We start from the raw sequence: 21,362 nt of genomic DNA on the forward strand, positions 1-21,362 counted from the left end.
CGGTCACCGCAGCAGGGCGCGGACCGCGTCGATCGTGTCGGCCTCGGCGGGGGTCTTGTCCGGCCGGTACCGCACCACCCGCGCGAAGCGCAGGGCCACCCCACCCGGATACCGTGAACTCCGTTGCGCACCATCGAGTTCGATCTCGACGACGATCTCGGGCCGCAGATACACCGCGTGCGCGTCACGGTGATCCTCGTGTCGGGGGAACTCGGCGGTCTGCCATGCCAGCAGTGCGTCGGTCATCCCCTTGAAGGTCTTGCCGACCATCACCGGCGGTCCCCCGTCGGGATCGCGGGCGCCCAGGTGCAGATTCGACAGCAGCCCGGTCCGCCGGCCCGATCCCCACTCGCACGCCAGCACCACCAGGTCCAGCGTGTGCACGGGTTTGACCTTCTGCCAGGCCTTGCCCCGACGACCCGCGGCGTAGGGGCCGGTCAGCGACTTGACCATCACGCCCTCGTGGCCGGCGGCGATGGTGGCCTCGAGGTAGGCCTGCGCGGTGTCCGGGTCGGGATTGCGGATCGAGGAGATACGTAGTTGCGGCGCAATCGAATCCAACGCGTCGAGCCGCTCGGCGAGCGGGCGGTCGATGAGGTCGTCACCGTCGAGGTGCAGACAGTCGAAGAAGAACGGCCGGAGTACCCGGGGCGTGTCGCCGGCGTCCTGCATCGACCCGAATCTGCTCATCGTGTCCTGGAAGGGTCGCGGCCGTCCGTCGTCGGCCAGGGTGAGTGTCTCCCCGTCCAGGATCACCGACCGCACCGGCAGATCCCGTACCGCCGCAACCAGATCCGGAACACGCTCGGTGACGTCGTTCAGGGTCCGGGTGAAGACCGCGACGTCATCGCCGTCACGATGCACCTGGATGCGCGCCCCGTCGAGTTTCTGGTCGACGACGAGTTCGGGTCCCAGTGCGGTGAGTGCATCGGCGAGACCGTCGGCGGGGGTGGCCAGCATCGGCGAGATCGCCCGCCCGACCTGTAGTCCGACGGTCTCCAGCGCAGTCCGGCCGGCCACCGCGAGACGGGCGGTCGCCGACAGCGACCCGGTCAGCATGTGTGCGCGCCGCACCAGCGTGGCGGGCTGCCCCGACACCGCGATGATCGCCTCCGACATCACCCCAGCCGAGGCGCCCTGCCGCAGCTCCCCCGACATCAGCCGGAAGAGGAAGTTCTGTTCGGATTCGGTGGCACGCGAGAACAATCGGTGCAGGAGTTCCGAGCGCACCGCAGTCGATCCGGCGCCGCTCGCCGCGGCGAGCCCGGTGAAGGCGACGTCGACGCCGGCGACGGTCAGGGCATCGGGTGCGTCCGGGCCGCCGCCCGAGGGCGTGGCCGCGAGCGATTGCAGTGTGCGCCAACCCACTCCGAGCCGGCCCTGCGGTATCTCCCCCGACAACCAGGACACCACCACGCCGATCTCGTCGCCGGACTCCGCGAGCAGCCGACCGAGCAGTTCGGCCTTGGCATTTCGTGATCGTGTCGCGCCGACCGCCGTCGACACCTCCACCACCCGTCCGAATCTCATGATGTGCGGCCCGGCCCCGGGTCCATGGGTTCCCAGCCGGGGGGCGTGGCCTCCGGGTGGGCGACGAGGTAGGCACGCAATGCCGCACCCACGGTGACGAAGACGTGGTCGGGGTCGAGGTCGGCCAGCAGCCCCTCCACCTCGAGGGTGCGCTGCAGTTCCGGGTCGACACCGGCCAGGACGAAATGTGCTCCGTAGGAGTGGATGTAGTCGATCAGGTCCTTCAGCACCGTCGACGCCGAGTAGTCGACGTCGCTCATCGCCGAGGCGTCGAGGACCAGCCACTTCACCCGATCCGGGGCGGTGCGGACCAGGTCCATCACGTCGTCGGCGAAGCGACCGGCGTTGGCGTAGAACAGGTCGGCGTCGTAGCGGAACACGATGAGTCCGGGCAGGGACTGTTGTCCGGGGACGGCGGTCTCGTATCGCCGGGTTCCGCCGGAGCCGACGCCGAGGACGAATCGTTCCGGACGGTACTGACGCCGGACCAGTTCGAGCAGCGAGACCGCCATGGCCGCGACGATACCGATCTGCACACCGAAGATCACCACGATCACCGCGGTCACGGCGGCGATGCCGAATTCGATGCGCCGCATCCGCCACAGGCGGCGTGCGCCGTCGAGGTCGATGAGACGTACCGCGATCAGTGCGACGATCGCCGACAGCACGGCATGGGGCAGATTCTGGAGCGCACTCCCGGCGAACACCACCACCATCAGGGTGATCGCCGCCATCACCAGGTTGGCCACCTGCGTGCGTCCGCGCTCGGAGTCGAGCAGCTCGGTCTTGGTGGGGCTGCCGTTGACCACGAACGTCCCACCGAAACCGGCGATCAGGTTGGCCCCCGACAACCCGAGGATGTCGCGGTTGATGTCGGCGCTGCGACCGTGACGCTGTGCGAAACTGCGTGCGGTTGCCGCGCTCTGGGTGATGATCACCAGAGCACAGCCGAGCGCGACGGTGGCCGCCTTGCCGACGTCGGTGACGGCCAGGCCCTCCGGCCACCCGAAGCCGGGCAGTCCACCGGACACCTCCCCGACCACGGGCACCCCATCCGACCAGCCGAACGCCGACACCATCGCGATCGAGGCGACCACCACGATCACCGCAACCGGGACGCGCGGTGCGAATCGCGCACCCACGATCAGCACGGCCAGCGAGATGGCACCGAAAGCGACGGCACCCCAGCGAATGTCACCGAGGTGGGTGACGATATTCCACCAGCGTGTCCACAGCTGCCCGTCGGTGCCGGGGATCCCGAGCAGGCCGGGGATCTGCCCGGTCAGGACGGTCAGACCGGTACCGGCGAGAAAGCCGATCAGCACCGCCGTCGAGAGGAAGTCGCCGAGGAAACCCAGGCGCAGCACCCGCGCGATCGCGAGCATCCCGCCGGTGACGATCGCGATCAGGCAGGCCCATTGCAGCCACTGCGTCGAATCCGGTTGCAGCCCCACCACTCCGAGGCCGGCGATACCCGACGCCAGCAGTGCCGCCGTGGCCGAGTCGGCGCCCACCACCATCAGACGCGACGACCCGACGAGGGCGAACACCACTGCGGGCAGGATGATCGTGTACAGCCCCGCCGACACCGGGACGTGCGCGATGGAGCTGTATCCCATACATTCCGGGATCGCGACGGCGGCCAGCGTCACCCCCGCGAGGAGGTCCGCACGCAGCCAGGACCGCTGATATCCCGCGAGCGCGGGCGGCATCAGGCGCCGCAGCGGCGATGTCGTCGTCACCGACCAAGCCTAATGCCGTCCCGGCGGCCGGGGGCACGTGTCAGACGGGGTACACCAGACCGCGCCGACCCGGCCGGGGACGGATCAGACCTCGGTCAGGTCCAGCGTGCGGGTCTCCTTGACCGACCACAGGGCGATCAGCGTCAGCACGCCGGCGATCGCCAGGTAGACGCCCACCCAGAAGACGCCGTAGTCGGCCACCAGCCAGGTCGCGATGAACGGCGCCACCGCCGCACCCAGGATCGACGACACGTTGTAGGCGATCCCCGAACCGGTGTAGCGGACGTTGGTCGGGAACAGCTCGGGCAGGATGGCGCTCATCGGACCGAAGGTCAGTCCCATCAGCCCCATTCCCAGGATGAGGAAGAACAGCATCGATCCCTGGGTCACCGACGAGGGGTTCAGCAGCCAGCCGAAGCACAGTCCGAAGATCACGATCGCCGTGGTGATCACCAGCAGCACCGATCTCCGGCCGTACCGGTCGGCCAGCCACCCGGCGATCGGAACACACAGGGCGAAGAACAGGACCGCGACCAGCTGCAGGGTGAGGAAGTCGACGTAGCTGATCGACAGCTTCGGACCGGTCGCGTCGGCGACCTTGCCGGTGCCGTACGACACGGTCCACGTGGTGACGATGTAGAACAGCGTGTAGGTCGCCAGCATGATGAAGGTGCCCGCGATGAGCGGCCGCCAGCTGGTCTTGACCACCTCGGCGACCGGCGCCTTGACCTTCTTGCCCTCTTCCACGGCGCGGGCGAAGACCGGGGTCTCGGTGAGCTTGAGCCGCACGTAGAGGCCGACGATCACCATGATCGCGCTGGCCAGGAACGGCACGCGCCAGCCCCAGGTGAGGAAGGCGTGGTTGGTCGCGGCGTTCTTGGCGTCGAAGTCCAGGCCGACCATCAGCAGCAGGAAGGTTCCGTTGGCGAAGAAGAAGCCGATGGGTGCGCCCAGCTGCGGCCACATCGCCGCCCAGGCACGCTTGCCCTTCTCGGCGGTCTCGGTGGCCAGCAGCGCGGCCCCCGACCATTCGCCACCGAGCCCGAGGCCCTGGCAGAACCGCATCAGCGCCAGCAAGGCGGGAGCGAGATAGCCGACCGAGTCGAAGGTCGGGAGCAGACCGATCACGAAGGTGGCGATGCCCATCGTGAGCAGTGATCCGACCAGCGTCGCCTTACGTCCGACGCGGTCGCCGAAGTGCCCGAACAGGATCGATCCGATGGGGCGTGCCACGAAGGCCAGCCCGAAGGTCGCGAACGACGAGAGCAGCGCGGCGGTGTCGTCACCGGCCGGGAAGAACAGTGTGGGGAACACCAGCACCGCGGCGGTCGCGTAGATGTAGAAGTCGAAGAACTCGATGCTGGTGCCCACCATCGAGGCGACGACGATGCGGCTACGCGGTACGGGTTGGGGCTCCGTGTCCGCAGTACTGATGTGCTTCACTGTGAAAATATTATCCCCACGACCGCACCGCGTAGACGCCGCCCGTCACAAACCCTGCGGTCAGACGGTTTCCGGGGTGGGGGCCTCGGACCGGGAGCCGGTCGGGACCGGCTCCGGGGCAGCAGATTCGGTGCGGGAGTTCAGCAGCGATCCGAGCGCGAGGCGACCCGATCCGATGAACACCAGCAGCAGCAGCGACCAGCAGAAGAGTGCGGCGGAGTCGCCGTCGTTCTGGATCGGCAGCAGTCCGTCGCCCTGGTGCTTCCAGAAGTAGGCCACGGCCATCGATCCGGACCCGATGAACGCCGCGGCGCGGGTACCGATGCCGGCCATGATGAGCACGCCGCCCACCAGCTGGATCGCGCCCGCCCACCACGACGGCCATGCGCCGAAGTCGGCGGTCTGTCCGCTGTAGGGAGCCACGGGCCAGGCCAGCAGGGTGGACGTCCCGTGGCAGAAGAAGAGGAATCCGACGACGATGCGGAAGATGCCGATCGCCCAGGGCGCGGCCTTATCAAGTGAGGTGAGCATTGCCTAAATATCGCAGAGCTTGCAGAATCAACCAATAGCTGTGAAGTTACTGTGAGCCATCCCACGCAGACCTCCCGCAGCGGCGCGAGATCCCGCATACTTGCTGGTCCTGCACGCGCGAACGCCCCGGCCGAGGCCGGGGCGTCCGTGTGTCCACCATGTCCGATCAGATGCCGGACATGTCCGATTCATTGACCGATATGTCCGTTCGGAAGGGCATTTCAGTGGCCGCGTTTGATCCATTCCTCGAGATGCGGGGCCTCGGTGGCGATGGTGGTGCCGTCGCCGTGCCCGGTGTAGACCTTGGTCTCCGGGTCGAGCGCGAAGATCTTGTCGCGGATCGACTCGATGATCGTCGGGAAGCTCGAGAACGAGCGTCCGGTGGCACCCGGCCCGCCCTGGAACAGGGTGTCGCCGCTGAACAGCACGCCGGCCTCTGGCACGTGGATGACCGATGATCCCGGCGAGTGGCCGGGGGTGTTGATCACCGTCAGGGTCGTGCCGGCCACCGCGATCTGCTGGCCGTCGGCCAGGTCGCCGTGCTCGACGCCGGGATGGGTCTCCTGCCACAGCATGTCGTCACCCGGGTGCAGCAGCACCGGCGCCCCGGTGGCCTTCGACAGTTCGGGCGCCACGGTGATGTGGTCGTTGTGTCCGTGGGTCAGCACGATCGCGGTGACGGTGCGGTCGCCGACGGCGGCGAGGATCGGCGCGGCCGAGTGCGCGGCGTCGACGATCACCACCTCGTCGTCGTTGCCGACCAGCCAAACGTTGTTGTCGACGTCCCACGTGCCGCCGTCGAGCGAGAACGTGCCGGACGTGACGACGTTCTCGATCCGCAGGTCGCTCACGCCTTCACCTCGACGACCGAACGCAGCACCTTGCCGGCCTCCATCGCCTCGAAGGCGGCTTCCACGTCGGTGAGGCCGACGCGCTCGGTGACGAACTTGTCCAGCGGCAGACGACCCTGCTCGTACAGGTCGATCAGCATCGGGAAGTCGCGCTCGGGCAGGCAGTCGCCGTACCAGGACGACTTCAGCGCGCCGCCGCGGGAGAAGAAGTCGACCAGCGGCATCTCCAGGGTCATCTCCGGGGTGGGCACACCCACCAGCACGACGACACCGGCGAGGTCACGGGCGTAGAAGGCCTGCTTGTAGGTCTCCGGACGACCCACCGCGTCGACGACGACGTCGGCACCGTTGCCGTCGGTGAGGTCCTGCACCGCGGTGATCACATCGTCCACCTCGGCACCGTTGATGGTGTGGGTGGCACCGAGATCCTGGGCCCACTCCAGCTTTGCCGGGTCACGGTCGATCGCGATGATCGTGGTGGCCCCGGCCAGCTTGGCGCCGGCGATCGCGGCGTCACCGACACCGCCACAGCCGATCACGGCCACCGAGTCGCCGCGGCCGACGTTGCCGGTGTTCATCGCGGCACCCAGGCCGGCCATCACACCACAGCCGAGCAGGCCGGCGACGGCCGGGTCGGTCTCGGGATTGACCTTGGTGCACTGCAATTCGTGGATCAGGGTCTTCTCGGCAAAGGCGCCGATACCCAGCGCCGGGGTGAGCTCGGTGCCGTCGGTGAGCGTCATCGGCTTGCTGGCGTTGAAGGTGTCGAAGCAGTACCACGGGCGGCCACGCTTGCAGGCCCGGCACTCGCCACACACCGCACGCCAGTTGAGGACGACGAAGTCGCCCGCCGCGACGTGGGTGACGTCGGACCCGACGGTCTCGACGATGCCCGACGCCTCGTGGCCGAGGAGGAACGGGTACTCGTCGTTGATTCCACCCTGCTTGTAGGCGAGGTCGGTGTGGCAGACGCCGCACGCCTGGATCTTCACGATCACATCGCGAGGACCGGGCTCGGGGATGACGACGTCGACGACTTCGGTCGGCGCACCCTTGCTCCGCGAGATGACTCCCTTGACCGTCTGCTGCGACATATCCGCTTCTCAATCCTCTCGGTGACAACTCTGGACTGTCGCACGACAGTCCGGTACGCGTCCCAGTCTCGTGGGCCCGCCGAATTCATGCATCCATCCGAATGGATGGTTCTGCCTAGCCGAAAGTACAGGCCCGCGGCGGGGGCCGCTCATCGAGTGATGTCCGGGGCCGCTCATCACGTGCCTTCCGGGGCCGCGCGTCACGTGCCGGCCGAGGCTGCTCGCTATGCGGCGGTGATCCCGGCCTTTGCCGCGAGCAGTCCGGCCTCACCACGGTTGGAGACCCGCAGTTTCTGCAGGATCGCGGTCACATGGAATTTGATGGTGCTCTCGCTGACACCGAGATCCCCGGCGATCTGTTTGTTGCGCCGCCCCAGCGCGAGGTGTCCGAGGACCTCGAGTTCGCGGGGGTTGAGGGTGGACAGCAGGTTCTCGTCGGGCCGTTCCTCGGGGGCCTCGAGGGGCAGCCGCGCGCACACCCGACTCCCCCAGCCCGGCAGGCTCTCCACCTCGAGCCGGCCGTCGAGGGTCTGCAACCGCCCGGCCAATTGCCTGGTCAGCGCGGCGCCGTCGAGTACCCCGGCGCCATGATCGCGGATGTCGACGACGAGGTCGGTGCCGTCGAATCCCCATGCGATCCGTAGTCGTGAGACGGCCGGCTGGGCCGCGAAGGCCACCGCCACCGCACGCACGATGGCCCGCGCCCCATGGGCGATCTCGCCGGGCAGTGCGCGCCCGTCGGGTTCGGGCCGCACATAGTCCACCTCGCCCGGCAGGTGCCGCAGCACCGGTTCGAGTTCGGCCTGCAGCCGTGCGAAGGCCGCGGTCGGCACCTCGGTGGCCAGTTCCCGGTCGGAGGCGCCCACCGAGCGCAGCGCGATCAACGCCGACGACGCGGTCTCGGCGGCCGCGGCCCGAGCTGTCCGATCGTCGAGGTCGCGCGACCGCAAGGTGCCGAGGATCGACGCGAGCGTGTCCTCGTGGGTCTCGGTGAGCTGGGCGATGGTGCGGGCCCGTTCGCTCGACGCCGCCCGCGACTCGGCGAGGTAGTCCGGGCTGGCCTGCGCCACCTGCTGGCGGATGGAGGTGGCCACGATCGCGAACCACGCACGCAGCACCTCGTCGGACGGCGGGGTGGTCGCGCGTGAGGGTTTCGCGACGACGACGAGCAGGGTGTCGGTCTCGTCGCGGACGGCCCGGACGGTGTGGGCGGCGCCGCCGATCTCGACGGTCGCGGTCACCACCTCGCCGCTGCCGACGGTCTCCCTGACGGCGTCGAGTTCGGCAATGGTCACCCGGTCGACGATCTCCCTGTCGCCGGCCACCTTGCGGGGTCGGCCGGTGCACTCGCGGGTGAAGATCACCAGCGCGCGATGGGGCCAGTCCGGGGCGAGGAAGCGGGAGAAGCGGACCGCGATCTCCGGCAGCGGCCCGTCGATCACCTGCCGCAACTGTTCCAACCGAACGTCCACCGCCCCACCCTAGCGTCGAGGGGCAGGCGAGCCGCGCCGTCGGGCCGCGCCGTCGCCCCGGCTCCAGAAACCAGGGGAAGGTGGACCTTCCCCGCCTTCACCGCACCGCCCACGCCCGCGTCCCCGCTCCCGGCCCCCGGCCGCGTTCCCAGCTCCCGGCCCCCGGCTCCCGGCTCCTGCTCCCGGTCCCGGCTCCCGGTCCCGAAACTAGGGGAAAGTGGCCCTTCCCCTGGTTTCACCACCTTCCCCTGGCCACAACACGGGGAAGGTCCCGAACCTCGGGGAAACTCACCTTCCCCTGGTTTCGGGGAAGCGCACCTTCCCCCAGTTTCCGGGAAGCACACAACCCCGGCTTCCAAATGAGCCTCGACGACGTAAACGACTGCGCTCCAACACAATTCGTAACAACACAACTCACCCACCGCACGAGAGTGCGGTGGGCGGGTCGCGCGTGACGGATCAGAACGTGATCAGCGGTTTGATGATGTCGTCCTGCTTGTCGGCCATCATCGTGAACGCGTGCTCGACGTCGTCGAATCCGAAGCGATGCGTGGTCATCGCGGCCGGATCGACCTTGCCGGTGGTCATCAGCGTGAACAGCCGCCGCATCCGATCGCTGCCGCCGGTACACAGACCGGTGCGGATGGTCTTGTCTCCCATGCCGAGTCCGAAGGCCATCAGATCCAGCTGCAACGGTGCCGGATTCTCCCCGTGATACCCGATGTTGGACAGCGTCCCACCGGCCTTCAGACACGCCAGCGCGGCCTCGAAGGTCTGCGGGAATCCCAGCGCCTCGATCGCCGCATCGGCGCCGACACCGCCGGTCAGATCCATGATCTGCTCCACCGGATCACCCTCGGTGAAGTCTACGACGTCGTCGGCGCCGTACTGCCGCGACAGGGCCTGCCGCTCCGGCCGGGATTCGACGGTGATGATCCGGCCTGCGCCGAGCAACCGCGCGCCGATGGTGGCACACAGCCCCACCGCTCCCTGCGCGAAGACGACGACGGTGTCACCGATCTCTATCTGCGCATGCTCGGCACCCATGATCCCGGTGCTGAGCATGTCGCACGCATAGACCGCCGCCTCGTCGGCCAGGTCGTCGGGGATCGGCGCGAGATTGCCCGTCGCCGCAGGCACCAGGAAATACTCGGCCATGTTCCCGTCCACCTGGGCGGTGTACTTGTAGCCACCGAGCAGTCCACCACACTGGCTGGTGAATCCTCGCTGACAGTAGGAACATTCGAAGCACGGGGTGACCGCGTTGACGGCCACCCGCTGCCCCTCGGTGAATCCGGTGACCGCGGATCCGAGCGCGGCGATCACCCCCACCGACTCGTGTCCCAGGGTGCGGCCGTTCTCCACCGGCAACGCACCCTTGACCGTGTGGACGTCGGAGGTGCAGATCAGCGAGGCGGTCGTCTTGACCAGCGCCTCGGTGGGCCCGGGGGTGGGTATGGGCTTCTCGATCACCGCGGTCTTGCCGATGTCGAGCATGGTGAAGGTCTTCATCGATCCGGACATGTCAGAATCCGGCTCCTTTCGAGATCCATCGGATCACTGTGTGTTCCACCGGACGATCAGCCATTCAGATTCTGGTAGAACGCCGTCTCGAACTCCATGTACTTGGTGAACGACGTCGGGTCACCGAAGGGCAGGATCTGGGTGGCCCAGTACCCGCCGTAACCGTTCGCCCGGTCGATCCAGTAGAAGAGATTGGCGAGGCCGGCCCAGCCCAGTGCGCCGGCGGGACGCCCGGTGGGCGCCTGCTCATTGTTGATCATGAACGGCAGAGACCACGACTTCGACTGCCCGGGAAAGAATTCCGCGTCGTTCGACAACGACGGGATCACTCCGGGCAGCATGGTCACCGGCAGATCGCCGAGATGGTTCTGCACCGCCATCTCGACAGTGTCGGCGCGCAACACGCGACCATGTTCTCCCGCACCGTCGTTCAGCCACATGCGGATGAACTTCAGGTAGTCGCCGACGGTTCCGTACAGACCGTGACCGCCGAAGTCCACCTCGGGCGGCGACGGCAGTTCGAGGTCCATCGGCGTCAGCGATCCGTCGGCATTGCGCGCATGGATCTCTGCGAGTCGTGTCCGGAAGTCCTCGCGCAGGATGAAACTCATGTTCTCGATACCCAGGGGCGCGAAGATGCGTTCGGCGAACACCTCGCCGAGTCGCTTGCCGCGCACCGCCTCCACCACCTGGCCGGCCCAGTCGATGTTGGTTCCGTACTGCCACTTCTCGCCCGGGTCGAACAGCAGCGGGGTCATCAACGCGGCCTTGGTGGCGCTGATGACACTCGGCTGCCCCTTCTCCTCCGCCAGCCGCGCATAGACCGCGTCGAAGAAGTCGTAGCCGAATCCACCCGTGTGGGTGAGGAGTTGACGAGTCGTCGGCACCGATCGCGGTGCACGCAGGATCGGTTCGCCCGCGTCGTCGAAACCCTCGATCACCTTGAGGGTGCCGATCTCCGGTGCGTAGTCACCGGCCGGGCGGTCGAGGTCGAGCAACCCCTCTTCGACGAGCTGCAGGACGGCGGTCGCCGTGATCGCCTTGGTGGTGGAGAAGATCGCGAACACGTCGTCGACGGTCAGCGCGGCCGCACCGCCGAGCCGGCGGACACCGGCCGCATGGGCGTAGATCGTCTCGTGGCGGTCGGTGACCGCGGCGACCACACCGGGCACCGGGGCGTCGCCGCCGACCGCGGATTCGAGGATCTGATCGGCCGCGGCACCGAAGGCGGACGTGTCGAGACGAGAGAAAGTGCTGGTCATCGGTTTCATCCTTTCGAGAATGTGATGTGGATCATAGTCCGATCAGGTCAGCGAGAACCCCTTGTAGCCGGCCGCCGCCGCCTCGAGCGTGGCCTCGCGGTAGGCGCCCACGCCGCCGACGTAGGACAGCACCCGGCGCGGCTTGCCGGGCACATTCGACCCGACGTACCAGGAGTTGGTGCGCGAGATGAGGTTGGCATCGGCGAGTTCGTCATGGTGTGCCACCCAGGCGTCCTCACCCGCGGCGGTCGGCTCGATGACGGTCTTGCCGTGTTCGCCCATGTACCGGATGGCCTCGTTGATCCACTCGGTCTGCTGCTGCAGGCAGGTGGTCATGTTGCACAGCGCCGCCGACGGTGCGAGCGGCACCGCGGTGGTCAGCATGTTGGGATAACCGTGCACCATCAGGCCCATGGTGGTGCGGATGTCACGCGACCAGTCCTCCTTGAGCGAGCGGCCACCTCGACCGCGGATGTCGATCCGGGTGAGCGCACCCGTACCGGCGTCGAATCCGGTGGCCATGATGATCACGTCGAGCTCGTGCAGGGTGCCGTCGGCGAGGATGATGCCGTTCTCGACGATGCGGGCGATCGGGTTGTCGCGCACCGGAACCGCGGTCACGTTGTCGCGGTGGTACACCTCGAGGTAGTTGGTCTCCAGCGGCACACGGTGGGTACCGAAGCCGTAGTCGGTGGGGATCAGCAGCTCGCACAGGTCGGGGTCCTGCAGCCGCGCCCGCATCTTCTCGCGGACGAACTCCGACACCTCTTCGCTGATCTCCTCGTCGGCGAAGATCTCCGCGAACGATGCCAACCACAGCTTCAGCGAGCCGTTGTCGTAGTCGGCCTCGAGCTTCGCCCGACGCTGCTCGGGTGTCAGGTCGGCCCAGGCGTCGGTGAAGTCGTACTCGAACCCGGTGAACGTGGTCGGCAGGGTCTCCTTGAGTTCGCCGAACCTGGACTTGTACCAATCGACTTCCGTCTGACCGTAACTCGGGTTCTTCATCGGCAGTGCGTACTGCGGGGTGCGGATGAACACGGTGAGCTCGTCGACCTCCGCGGCGATCGACTGGATCACCTGGATACCGGTGGCGCCGTTGCCGATCACGCCGACCCTCTTACCGGCGAAGTCGATACCTTCTTTGGGCCACCGCGCGGTGTGCACCAGCTGACCGTCGAAGTCACCCTGGCCCGGGAACAGGTCGTGCATCGGTGCCGACAGCATGCCGCAGCATGTGATCAGGAACTGCGCGTCGATCGTGTCGCCGTCGGCGGTGGTCAGCGTCCAGCGGTTGGCGTCTTCGTCGAAGACGGCGCTGACGATCTCGGTCTCCAGCGAGATGTCACGGCGCAGGTCGAGCGAGTCGGCGACGTAGTTGAGCCACTGTTCGATCTCCGGCTGGCCGGGGAATCGCTGACTCCAGCTCCACCCCTTGTAGAGTTCCTCGTTGAACAGGTACTGGTAGATGTACGCCTCGGAATCGAAGCGTGCGCCCGGATAGCGGTTCCAGTACCAGGTGCCGCCGACGCCCGACGCCTTGTCGTAGGCGCGGACGTCGAGTCCCTGTTCGCGCAGCATGTGGAGCTGGTACAGGCCGGCGACGCCCGTTCCGATGACCGCGGCGTCGAGTGTGGTGGTTGCCATGATGACCTCCTGGGTTGTGGTGACGCTGTGTTGGTGATGGCGCCGTGGTGTGACGGCGCTCACTGCGGAGAATTCTCGGCGCTGTCCCAGGAGGTCCCGGTGTCCCATTTTGGGACACCACACCTGACCCTCCGCACAGTGTCGTTTCCGCCGAAATCGCTGCATAATCGGCTATGTGTCCCATGTCACACCTCTGCCGTATGTCACATATCCACCGGCGCCCGAGAAAGGAGGCCCGCGACGATGACCGACCTGCGCGAGCGCCAGCTCCGCATCGCCGCAGCCCGCGCGGACTTCCTGGAGTACGGCCCGGCCGGTGCCGCCGGGGTCGACGATGTGGTGGCCGCATCGTGGGAACGCAGCCACGATGCCGGGGTCAACGCCGACCGCTACCACGTCGACTACCACGACGACATCGACTTCGACTCCCGCCTGGCGCGCTGTGCGCAACCGGTGATCGAGCGGCTCACCGAGGACATGAGCGATGTCCCGGTGACGATCGCCCTCACCGACGCCAAGGCCCGGATCGTCGACCGCCGGGACTGTTCGGCCGCAGTGGGACGGGTCCTCGACCGTGTCGACTTCCAGCGCGGGTTCTGCTTCGTGGAGAGCGGTGTGGGCACCAACGGGGTCGGCACGGTCTTCGAGGTCGGCGCCCCGGTCCGGGTGATCGGCTGTGAACACTTCAACCAGAAGCTCATCCAGTTCGCCTGCACGGGTGCCCCGGTCTTCGATCCGGTGAGCGGACGTGTCGTGGGCGTCTTGGACGCGAGCATGCTCGCCGACACGTGGAATCCGTTGATGGATGCCCTGATCCGCTCGGCCGCCGGGGAGATCGGGCGCAATCTCCTGCTCGACCGCAGCCAGGCCACCCGAGCACTGTTCGAGACCTATCTGCGCGCCGACGCCCGGCCCCACCAGCCGGTGATGGCGGTCGGCAGTGGGACGCACGGTATGCGCGGCGCCGACACCACGATGGTCAACGAGGCTGCACGCGAGCTTCTCTCGCCTGACCAGCAGAACACCGTTGCCGAGTTCGCGCAGTTCCTGATGACCCGTTCCGAGCGTGCCGCACGCCATCTGACGCTCGATGACGGACGCCGAATCCGGCTGCGTTCCACCGGGATCACCTGTAACGGCGATACCGTGGGGATGGTGCTCCTGCTCGACGAGGACGAGATCGTGATCCCGGGTTCGACTGCACCACTGTCGATTCCGGACATCTCAGCACCCGAGTCTAAGCGAGAGCGCGACACCCGGTCGGCGGCCACGACACGCAGCCCGGCGTGGCGAACCGCCCGAGCCGAGGCCGTCGAGGCCTTCGAATCCGGTGACGGACTGCTCGCCCTCGGTGAACCGGGATCTGGCCGGCTGTCGCTGATCGCCGAGGCGTTCCGTGAGGTCCACGGCGACACGCCGGTGGTCGTCGTCGACGCCCCACGATTGGGGCGCGGTGAGCAGGTGGTGTCGCCGGACCCCACCGTCGACGGTCCGGCGCTGCTGGTGGTCCGGCGACCGGATCAGGTCGGAACCGACACCGCGGCCACCCTGTGCGGCATGGTCGACGACGCCCTCACCGCCGGATACCGGGTGGCGGTGACAATGGGATCGGGTGACACCGCGGCCGACTCTCCAGCAGCCGTCCTGCTCGATCGGCTCGACCGCTCGGTGACGGTGCCACCGTTGCGTCTGCGCAGCGCGGATCTGGAGTCGATCGTCGCGCAGATCGTGAAAGATGTTTCACCACAGAGAATCACGCGCCTGAGCCCCAAGGCGATGCGGGTGATCGCGAGCTACGGCTGGCCCGGCAACATCACTCAGTTGCGGCAGGCGTTGAGCGAGGCGTTACGCCGGCGCCCCGTCGGCGAGATCCAGCCCGAGGACCTTCCGGGTTTCTGCCGGTCCAACACCACCCGCACGCTCACCACGCTGGAGTCCGCCGAGCGCGACGCGATCGTCGCCGCACTCACCGAATACGACGGCAACCGTGTCCGCGCGGCAGCGGCGCTGGGTTTGTCACGCAGTTCGCTGTACCGAAAGATGCACAGCTACAGCATCTCCGGAGTCTGACACCAGATCGGTCCACCCGCGGGTTCAGGCGGCGCTCAGGCCAGGGCGGCGAGCAGTTGCGCCTTGGTCATCGACGAATAGCCCCTGATGCCCTTGCCCTTTGCCTCGGCGCGCAGCTGCGCGACCGTCGGTCCGCCACGCGCCGGCGCGGGTGCGACCCTGTGTGCCGGAGCGGTTTTCGACGCCGCCGGGGTGCTCTTGTCCACCGGGGCGGACTTCTTTGCCGGTGCGCTCTTCTTCACCGGCGCCGACTTCTCCACCGGCCCGGGCTTCTTTGCCGGCCCGGACTTCTCCACCGACGCCGACTTCTCCACCGGCACAGGGCTCTTCATCGGTGCGGAGTTCTTCGTGGGGACAGTCGCAGGCGGCGCGCTCGTGGGCCACGACGCGGTGGCCTTGCGCGCCGGCGATTCCTCCGGAGTGGTCTCGGTGGGAATCTCCACGGGATCGAATACGGCAACGGGTTTCGCGGGCTTGGCAGGCTTCACGGGCAATTCGGGCCCGGTCGTCCCCGGCCCCGTCGATTCGATCACGGCCGACTCGACCATGACCGCCTCAGCAATGGTCGGCTCGGGAACGGCATCCACAGCGGGCGTGGTTCTCGCCGTCTCGGCCCCCGACTTCTGCGAATCCGCCTTCTCGATCTCAGGCGTACGGGTCTCGGGTTTCTCCGAACCCGTGAGAGGCACCGGAACGGTGTTCTCCGCGGGCGCATCGCCGGCCACCGACAACTCGTCGGCAGGGCGTTCGTCGGCGGACGGCTCGTCGAGCCTGTCTCCCACCCCGGGGATCCGGCCGAGCAGCTTGCGCACTTCGTTCCGCAATGCGGCGACGTCGTTCTCGGCCTTCTTGACCCGTTTGCGCGCAGCCCGCTCGACCTGGGCGAGCTCGTCGGCGAGGCGTCCGATCTCGGACTCGAGCCGCTTGACCGCGGCATCCTTCTTTCCGAGTGTGACATCGGCCGTCACGGCCGGCGCCGCCTTGGGGCCTGCGTCCTTCTTCGCCACGGTCCTCGGGACGGCCTCGACAGTGGCCGTGCGCGCATCCTTGACGGCATCGCGCTTCCCGCCGCCGGATTTGGCGCCGCCCTTCTTTTCGGCGGCCTTCTTCGGCCCGATCTCGGTGGCCCCGGCCGGGGTGGCGCCGATGTCCTTCATCCCGGTCTCTTTCGACCCCGCGCCTTTCGGGCCGGCCGCTTTCACCGCTGACTTCTTGCCGCCGTCCTTCTTGCCCATACCCTCCGCATCCTCCCGCGCCGCCTGTTGTGTGGCTCCCAGCCTAAATGACCGATGCCTGGGCCAGTGGTCTCAGAAGGTCGATGAGCGTGTGCTCTGGCCTGCGGTGCGGTCGCGTGCCGGATGGCGGCAGTCGTGGCGAGGAACCGTCGGGCGAGGTGGTCGCAGACTCCTGTGATGGCACGTCCGCCCGGTGTTCGACGTCGAACCTGGCCCAGATCCGCGCCGGCAGTAGGGTCCCGGTGCCATCGACGACATGCGCGGAGCACCCAGCAGCCGACCCGCCGACACCGTCTGCCCCCAACGCTTTCCACGGAGCGATCCACTGTGGGCGCGTTCAGGGGCCGCTGCCGCTCCAGCCGGTCACCGCCTCGACGTGAAAGACCAGGACCGCGGCGAACGGCTGGTCGGCGTATTGGGGATATCGGCGGGCCAGTGCGGCGCCGAGGGCATCGGCGCGAGAGTGGTCGGGTCCGGCCCAACGCAGTTCGGCCCGCACCCACCACAACCGGGACCAGTCGTGGGCGTCCCACTGCTCGACGAGCAGGGTCGCCCGGGGATCGGCCTCCAGGTTGCGCTCCCGCTGGAGTCGGGTCGACGATTTGGGTTTGACCCGGTCGACCGGGATCCCCAGGTACTCGCCGTCCACGGCATAGACCACCGGGACCGCATCCACCCCGCGCCGCGGATGTACCGTCGCCAGCACCGCATGGTCATGAGCGTCGAGCCGCTGCCTCGCCTGTGTCTGCGAGAGCTTCATCGCCCCTCGCCGGGGGCATCTGCCGCGCGCGGTGACGGTGTGACCCTGTCGGCAGCGGTCCGGATCGGCCACACGGCGGTTCCGGGGAACGCGCTCGACCGAGTCGAATCGAGAACAGGCGTCATCGGGGCTCCCTGGGGTGCATCTGGACAAGTATGACGGTGTCCGACGCCGATGCCCGGCAGTTCCGATCACACCTGCCGCCGGCCGACTGTCACCCGATGGCCGGACCCGACGCACACCGCACGGCGGTCTGGCCGCCCAGCACGCGCGGGGTTCTCGCCTCAATCGGTGGCAGCACGCACCAGGTCGTCGCCGGAGCGCAACCAGCCCCATACCGCTGCGCAACCGATCAGCGACCCGAACCACCGCTCGGAGTACGCGTTCGCCGACCGCAGGGCACGGGCGAGGGACGGGATGTGCAGTCGCACCTGATCGCCGTCGACGCCACCGAGGCCGGAATGGGCCAGTGCCGCAGCAGCATCGGTCGGGGCGATGTTGTCGGCGAGGCCGATCCGGGTGTAGTCGTGGGGTTCGGAGACGCGGGCCGTCCCCGATTCGATGACGACGATCATGGGTGTGCTCGATTCGTTCCGAAGGTCCGACGGTGATAGGTGAGCGGTTCGACGGTGTCGTGGGCGACGTCGGCGACCTCGCCGAAGACCACGGTGTGATCACCGCCGGACACGAAATCTGCTGCGACACAGGCCACCCAGCCGGTGGTGCCGTCGAGGGACGGCAGTCCGGCGCGGGCGCGCCACGGTACCGCGGCGAACTTGTCGTCGCCTTTGCGGGCGAAGTTCAGGGCCAGTTCCGACTGTGCCGAACCCAGCACGTTGACCCCGAACCTGCCGTGATCGCGGATCAGGCGCAGCACATCCGAGCCGTGGTCCAACGCGACCGCCACCATCGGCGGCCCCACCGACAGCGACATGAATGCGCTGACGGTGGTGCCGTGCGGCCGGTCGCCGTCGAAGGTGGTGATGACGGCGACCGGGGCACACACGTTGGACATCGCCTCACGGAATGCGGTGGCGAGGGTATCCGATTGTGCGAGAGGAGAACTCATCGTTTCAGGCCTTTGCAGAGACTTCCTGCTGGTACTTGCGCGTCATGTGGTCGACGGCCTCCAGCTGCTTCTTGGCATGTCCTTCGCGCACCGCACGGGCCGCGGCCGCCGCATCCAGGGTCGGCTGTGCCTGCTCCTGGAAGTGCGGGAAGACCTCGTCGGCGAACAGCTGCGCGGAGCGCTTGGTGTCCTCGGGGTTGGCCCAGTCGTGGCCCATCTGCAGCATGCAGCCGAAGCCACCGGACTGATCCCACAGGCGCTGCACCTGTGCGCGGGCCTGTTCGGGAGTGCCGATCACGCCGACACCGGAGGTGTTGATGAAGTCGATCATCTCGTCGAGGCGACTGCCCGACACCGCCATCTGCGGGAACGCCGCGACGTGCTGGAAGTAGTCGAACCACTCCTCGATGCCGTAGGCGACCTGCTTGCGGGCCTGCTCCTCGGTCTCGGCGAGGTGGAACGGTCCGGCCAGACGCCACTGCGACCGGTCGACGGTGGTGTCGTTGGCCGCAGCCCGCTCCTCCATCACGTTCCAGTGCAGGGCCAGCGCGTCGAAGCCGTCCGCCGACAGCGTCGCGCCCAGCGAGATCAGACCCAGACCGTACTTGCCGGCCAGACGCGGACCGGTCGGTGAGGCGACCGCGGCGAGCGCGATCGGCACCCCGCCCGGTGAGTACGGCGCGAGTTGCAGCTTGGCGTCGAACAGTTCGTGCGTGCGGGTCTTGGCGCTGACGGTCTCCCCGCGCAGCAGCCTGACGACGATGTCGAGGTTGTCGCTGAGCAGTTCGCGGGTCTCGGTGGGGTCGAGGCCGATCATCGCCGAGTCGGTGGGCAGTGATCCGGGACCGATACCGAAGATGGTGCGGCCGCGGGTGAGGTGGTCGAGCTGCATGATGCGGTCGGCCGCCCACAGCGGGTTGTGGTACGAGAGCGAGGTGACGCCGGTGCCGAAGTGAATCCGCGGGGCACGCTGGGCGGCGGCGGCGATCATGATCTCCGGCGAGGCGATGATCTCGCTGCCCGCGGAGTGGTGCTCGCCGTACCAGACCTCGTCGTAGCCGAGGCGATCCAGGAGTTCGGCCATCTCGAGGTCCCGCTCGAGGGCGGCGGTGGGGTTGCGGCCGGGAACGTGGAAGGGGGCCATGAAGTAGCCGAAGCGAAGCCTGCTCATCGTGCATTTCTCCTGGTCATCGGGTGATCGGTGGAATGTCATCGACACTAGATCCGGTGTGACCGGTGCCACAGTGCACCAAAGTGGACAGTTTTGGCGGACTGCCGGCCGATGCAACGTCGGCCAACCTTGCGCGCGCGGGGCCGGGTGAGTTCTATGGAGTACACACCATGATCCAGATCACAGTCCCTACCAGCTGTGACGACAGGAGGGAGGCGGCCGATGACACCGGCGACCGCCGAACCGCTGCCCGGCGTCGAGTACGAGCGCGTCTTCGCCGTTCTCGATCACTGTGCGCAGGCCCGCGACCTCACGCGGTTCAAGCATCTGCTGATGGATGCGCTGCACACCCACTACGGCTTCCCCAACACCACGTTCCTGGCCGGGCACACCTTCCGGAACGCCTTCGCCGACCCCGACCCGGTGGTGACCGGCCGGATCACCCCGATCCTCGACGAGTACCACTCCGGCTGGTACCGCACCGACATGTTCTCGGCACCGGAGTCGTTTGCCGCACTGAGCACCGCACGTGCCATCACGCACACGCAGCTGCGCAGCCTGCCGTCCACCGCCGTCGAGTACATGGATCGGTTCCTCTACCGGCGCCAACTGCACAGCGCCGCGGTGATGCATCTGGGTCTGGCCGACGACGCGCATGCGCTGATCGGGATCTTCGACTCGGCCGGCCGTGAGGTCCCGCCGCAGCAGGTCCGCGCGCTGGGGCTGCTCGCCGGGCAGCTCTCGACGTTCGCCAAGACCCTCCCCGGCGGTCCCGTCCTGTCGTGGCGTGAACGGCTGTCTCCACGTCAGCAGGAACTGGCCGAACTGCTCGCCGACGGCCTGACCAACGAGGAGATCGCGGCCGCGCTGCGCATCGAGGTGGACTCGGTGAAGAAGTATGTGAGTCGCATCTTCACCATCACCCGCGTCCGCAATCGGGTGGAGCTGGCGAAACTCGTCTACACCGAACGCCTCGCACAGTAGTCGGTCCGCCCGACCCCAGAAACCGCCCGGAGCAGCGCAGACGTCAGGGCAGCAGCCCGGCGCGCCGCGCGATCACGACCGCCTCGAGCCGACCGGCCGCGCCGAGTTTGCGCAGCACGTCCTTCATGTAGCCCTTCGCGGTGTGCACCCCGATCCCGAGGTTCTCCGCGATCCGCGCATTGGTGTAGCCGAGCGCGGCCAAGGCCAGTACATCCTGTTCGCGGCGGGTCAGTTCCACGGCGACGGCGGTGGCCTGGGCCTCGTCGTCGAGCAGTGTCCGGGTGATCTGGGTGATCTGGGTGGCCAGCGCCTCGTCGTCGACCGACCGGGCGAGGTCGCGCAGCTGCGCATAGGCCTCGGTCAGGCGGATACGCAGGGAATCGGCGTCGGCGTCCGCACCGGCCGCGGCGACACTCGCCCGCGACGCGACGATCCGCTGCTCGAGCGCCCGGGATTCGACGGCGAGGGCGTCGAGGGCACGGTCACCGATCGGGTCGTCGGTGTGCACGGCCAGATACAGCACCGCGATCGGTGCGCGGTCGACGACGACGGGTGTCGCGGCCATCGCCCGGAGTCCCTCGGCGGCGATCACCGAGTTGTACCGGTGGGTGATCCGCGGGGTGCGCAGGTAGTCGTCGACCACCATCGGCCGGTTGAGCGTGACCACCTTGCCGCCGAGTCCGTGGCCGAGTTCCACCGCGACCCCGTCGAGCGCCCCGACCGTCGGTCCGACGAACCGGCTGAGCCGCACGCCGCGGCCGTTCTGCACCATCCCGGCAAAGGCGAGCGAGACACCGCTGGAGCGTTGCACGCGGAGCAGGGCGTCGGTGACCGGCGCGGCCAGGGATTCGGTCATCGCCGGCTCCTTCCTGTTCCCCGCCATTCTCCCGGTTCGCCCGCTTCCCCCTCTTTGGGGGGTGCCACAGGTCACATGACGGGTCCAGAATGGTCGTCGAATGTGATTCAGCTTACTCGTGAGA

The 21,362-nt window shown here is 67.9% G+C and carries 18 protein-coding genes; 2 read left to right on the plus strand and 16 right to left on the minus strand.

Annotation, left to right across the window (positions count from 1 at the left end; all coding sequences use genetic code 11):
- Window positions 1–3: 3 nt before the first annotated feature.
- The 10 genes from GD1_RS08300 to GD1_RS08345 all read right to left on the minus strand — a co-directional run bounded on the left by GD1_RS08300 (window position 4) and on the right by GD1_RS08345 (window position 13,093).
- Window positions 4–1,530: an ATP-dependent DNA ligase gene (locus GD1_RS08300; protein WP_059036676.1), complete on the minus strand. Its 1,527-nt coding sequence runs from the start codon at window positions 1,528–1,530 to the stop codon at window positions 4–6.
- The gene (locus tag GD1_RS08305; protein ID WP_059036677.1) at window positions 1,527–3,242 is read right to left on the minus strand and encodes a SulP family inorganic anion transporter; all 1,716 of its coding nucleotides are present in this window, start codon (window positions 3,240–3,242) and stop codon (window positions 1,527–1,529) included. The genes GD1_RS08300 and GD1_RS08305 overlap by 4 nt, the downstream gene beginning before the upstream one ends.
- Before the next feature lie 114 nt (window positions 3,243–3,356).
- Window positions 3,357–4,646, minus strand: a complete 1,290-nt coding sequence (locus GD1_RS08310; protein ID WP_152972701.1) for an MFS transporter — start codon at window positions 4,644–4,646, stop codon at window positions 3,357–3,359.
- Between the two features lie 129 nt (window positions 4,647–4,775).
- Window positions 4,776–5,246 carry a DoxX family protein gene (locus GD1_RS08315; RefSeq protein ID WP_020790451.1) on the minus strand — a complete coding sequence of 157 codons (471 nt, stop codon included), beginning with the start codon at window positions 5,244–5,246 and terminating at the stop codon, window positions 4,776–4,778.
- 221 nt (window positions 5,247–5,467) lie between these two features.
- A complete protein-coding gene (locus GD1_RS08320; protein WP_020790453.1) occupies window positions 5,468–6,097 on the minus strand; it encodes an MBL fold metallo-hydrolase in 630 nt (209 codons plus the stop codon).
- A complete protein-coding gene (locus GD1_RS08325) occupies window positions 6,094–7,191 on the minus strand; it encodes an S-(hydroxymethyl)mycothiol dehydrogenase (protein WP_059036678.1) in 1,098 nt (365 codons plus the stop codon). The genes GD1_RS08320 and GD1_RS08325 overlap by 4 nt, the downstream gene beginning before the upstream one ends.
- A 224-nt stretch (window positions 7,192–7,415) precedes the next feature.
- The gene (locus tag GD1_RS08330) at window positions 7,416–8,663 is read right to left on the minus strand and encodes a helix-turn-helix transcriptional regulator (RefSeq protein ID WP_059036679.1); all 1,248 of its coding nucleotides are present in this window, start codon (window positions 8,661–8,663) and stop codon (window positions 7,416–7,418) included.
- Between the two features lie 459 nt (window positions 8,664–9,122).
- Window positions 9,123–10,187, minus strand: coding sequence for an NAD(P)-dependent alcohol dehydrogenase (locus GD1_RS08335; protein ID WP_020792973.1), 1,065 nt, complete (start codon window positions 10,185–10,187; stop codon window positions 9,123–9,125).
- 56 nt (window positions 10,188–10,243) lie between these two features.
- Window positions 10,244–11,449: a methyl acetate hydrolase AcmB gene (gene acmB / locus GD1_RS08340; RefSeq protein ID WP_059036713.1), complete on the minus strand. Its 1,206-nt coding sequence runs from the start codon at window positions 11,447–11,449 to the stop codon at window positions 10,244–10,246.
- A gap of 42 nt (window positions 11,450–11,491) precedes the next feature.
- Window positions 11,492–13,093, minus strand: a complete 1,602-nt coding sequence (locus tag GD1_RS08345) for a flavin-containing monooxygenase (RefSeq protein ID WP_174519028.1) — start codon at window positions 13,091–13,093, stop codon at window positions 11,492–11,494.
- 243 nt (window positions 13,094–13,336) lie between these two features.
- Here GD1_RS08345 and GD1_RS08350 point away from each other — a divergent pair, with 243 nt between their 5' ends.
- A complete protein-coding gene (locus GD1_RS08350) occupies window positions 13,337–15,163 on the plus strand; it encodes a sigma-54-dependent Fis family transcriptional regulator (protein ID WP_059036680.1) in 1,827 nt (608 codons plus the stop codon).
- 35 nt (window positions 15,164–15,198) lie between these two features.
- Here GD1_RS08350 and GD1_RS25415 read toward each other — a convergent pair whose 3' ends face one another.
- From GD1_RS25415 to GD1_RS08375, 5 genes are all read right to left on the minus strand, one after another.
- Window positions 15,199–16,398, minus strand: a complete 1,200-nt coding sequence (locus tag GD1_RS25415) for a hypothetical protein (protein ID WP_059036681.1) — start codon at window positions 16,396–16,398, stop codon at window positions 15,199–15,201.
- 337 nt (window positions 16,399–16,735) lie between these two features.
- The gene (locus GD1_RS08360) at window positions 16,736–17,158 is read right to left on the minus strand and encodes a pyridoxamine 5'-phosphate oxidase family protein (protein ID WP_053776956.1); all 423 of its coding nucleotides are present in this window, start codon (window positions 17,156–17,158) and stop codon (window positions 16,736–16,738) included.
- A 284-nt stretch (window positions 17,159–17,442) separates the two neighbouring features.
- Window positions 17,443–17,733, minus strand: coding sequence for a hypothetical protein (locus tag GD1_RS08365; protein WP_020790163.1), 291 nt, complete (start codon window positions 17,731–17,733; stop codon window positions 17,443–17,445).
- Window positions 17,730–18,227, minus strand: coding sequence for a flavin reductase family protein (locus GD1_RS08370; protein ID WP_020790166.1), 498 nt, complete (start codon window positions 18,225–18,227; stop codon window positions 17,730–17,732). The genes GD1_RS08365 and GD1_RS08370 overlap by 4 nt, the downstream gene beginning before the upstream one ends.
- A gap of 4 nt (window positions 18,228–18,231) precedes the next feature.
- Complete coding sequence (locus GD1_RS08375) at window positions 18,232–19,398, minus strand: LLM class flavin-dependent oxidoreductase (RefSeq protein WP_053776955.1); 1,167 nt, start codon at window positions 19,396–19,398, stop codon at window positions 18,232–18,234.
- A gap of 222 nt (window positions 19,399–19,620) precedes the next feature.
- Here GD1_RS08375 and GD1_RS08380 point away from each other — a divergent pair, with 222 nt between their 5' ends.
- On the plus strand, window positions 19,621–20,382 hold the full coding sequence (locus GD1_RS08380; protein WP_059036682.1) for a helix-turn-helix transcriptional regulator: 762 nt from the start codon (window positions 19,621–19,623) through the stop codon (window positions 20,380–20,382).
- Between the two features lie 43 nt (window positions 20,383–20,425).
- On the opposite strand, the gene GD1_RS08385 is transcribed toward GD1_RS08380, so the two are convergent.
- Window positions 20,426–21,238 (minus strand): LuxR C-terminal-related transcriptional regulator, encoded by an 813-nt coding sequence (locus GD1_RS08385; RefSeq protein WP_059036683.1) that lies wholly within the window; start codon window positions 21,236–21,238, stop codon window positions 20,426–20,428.
- Window positions 21,239–21,362 lie beyond the last annotated feature (124 nt).

The sequence above is a fragment of the Gordonia desulfuricans NBRC 100010 genome (assembly GCF_001485495.1).
GTDB classification, from domain to species: Bacteria; Actinomycetota; Actinomycetes; order Mycobacteriales; family Mycobacteriaceae; genus Gordonia; species Gordonia desulfuricans.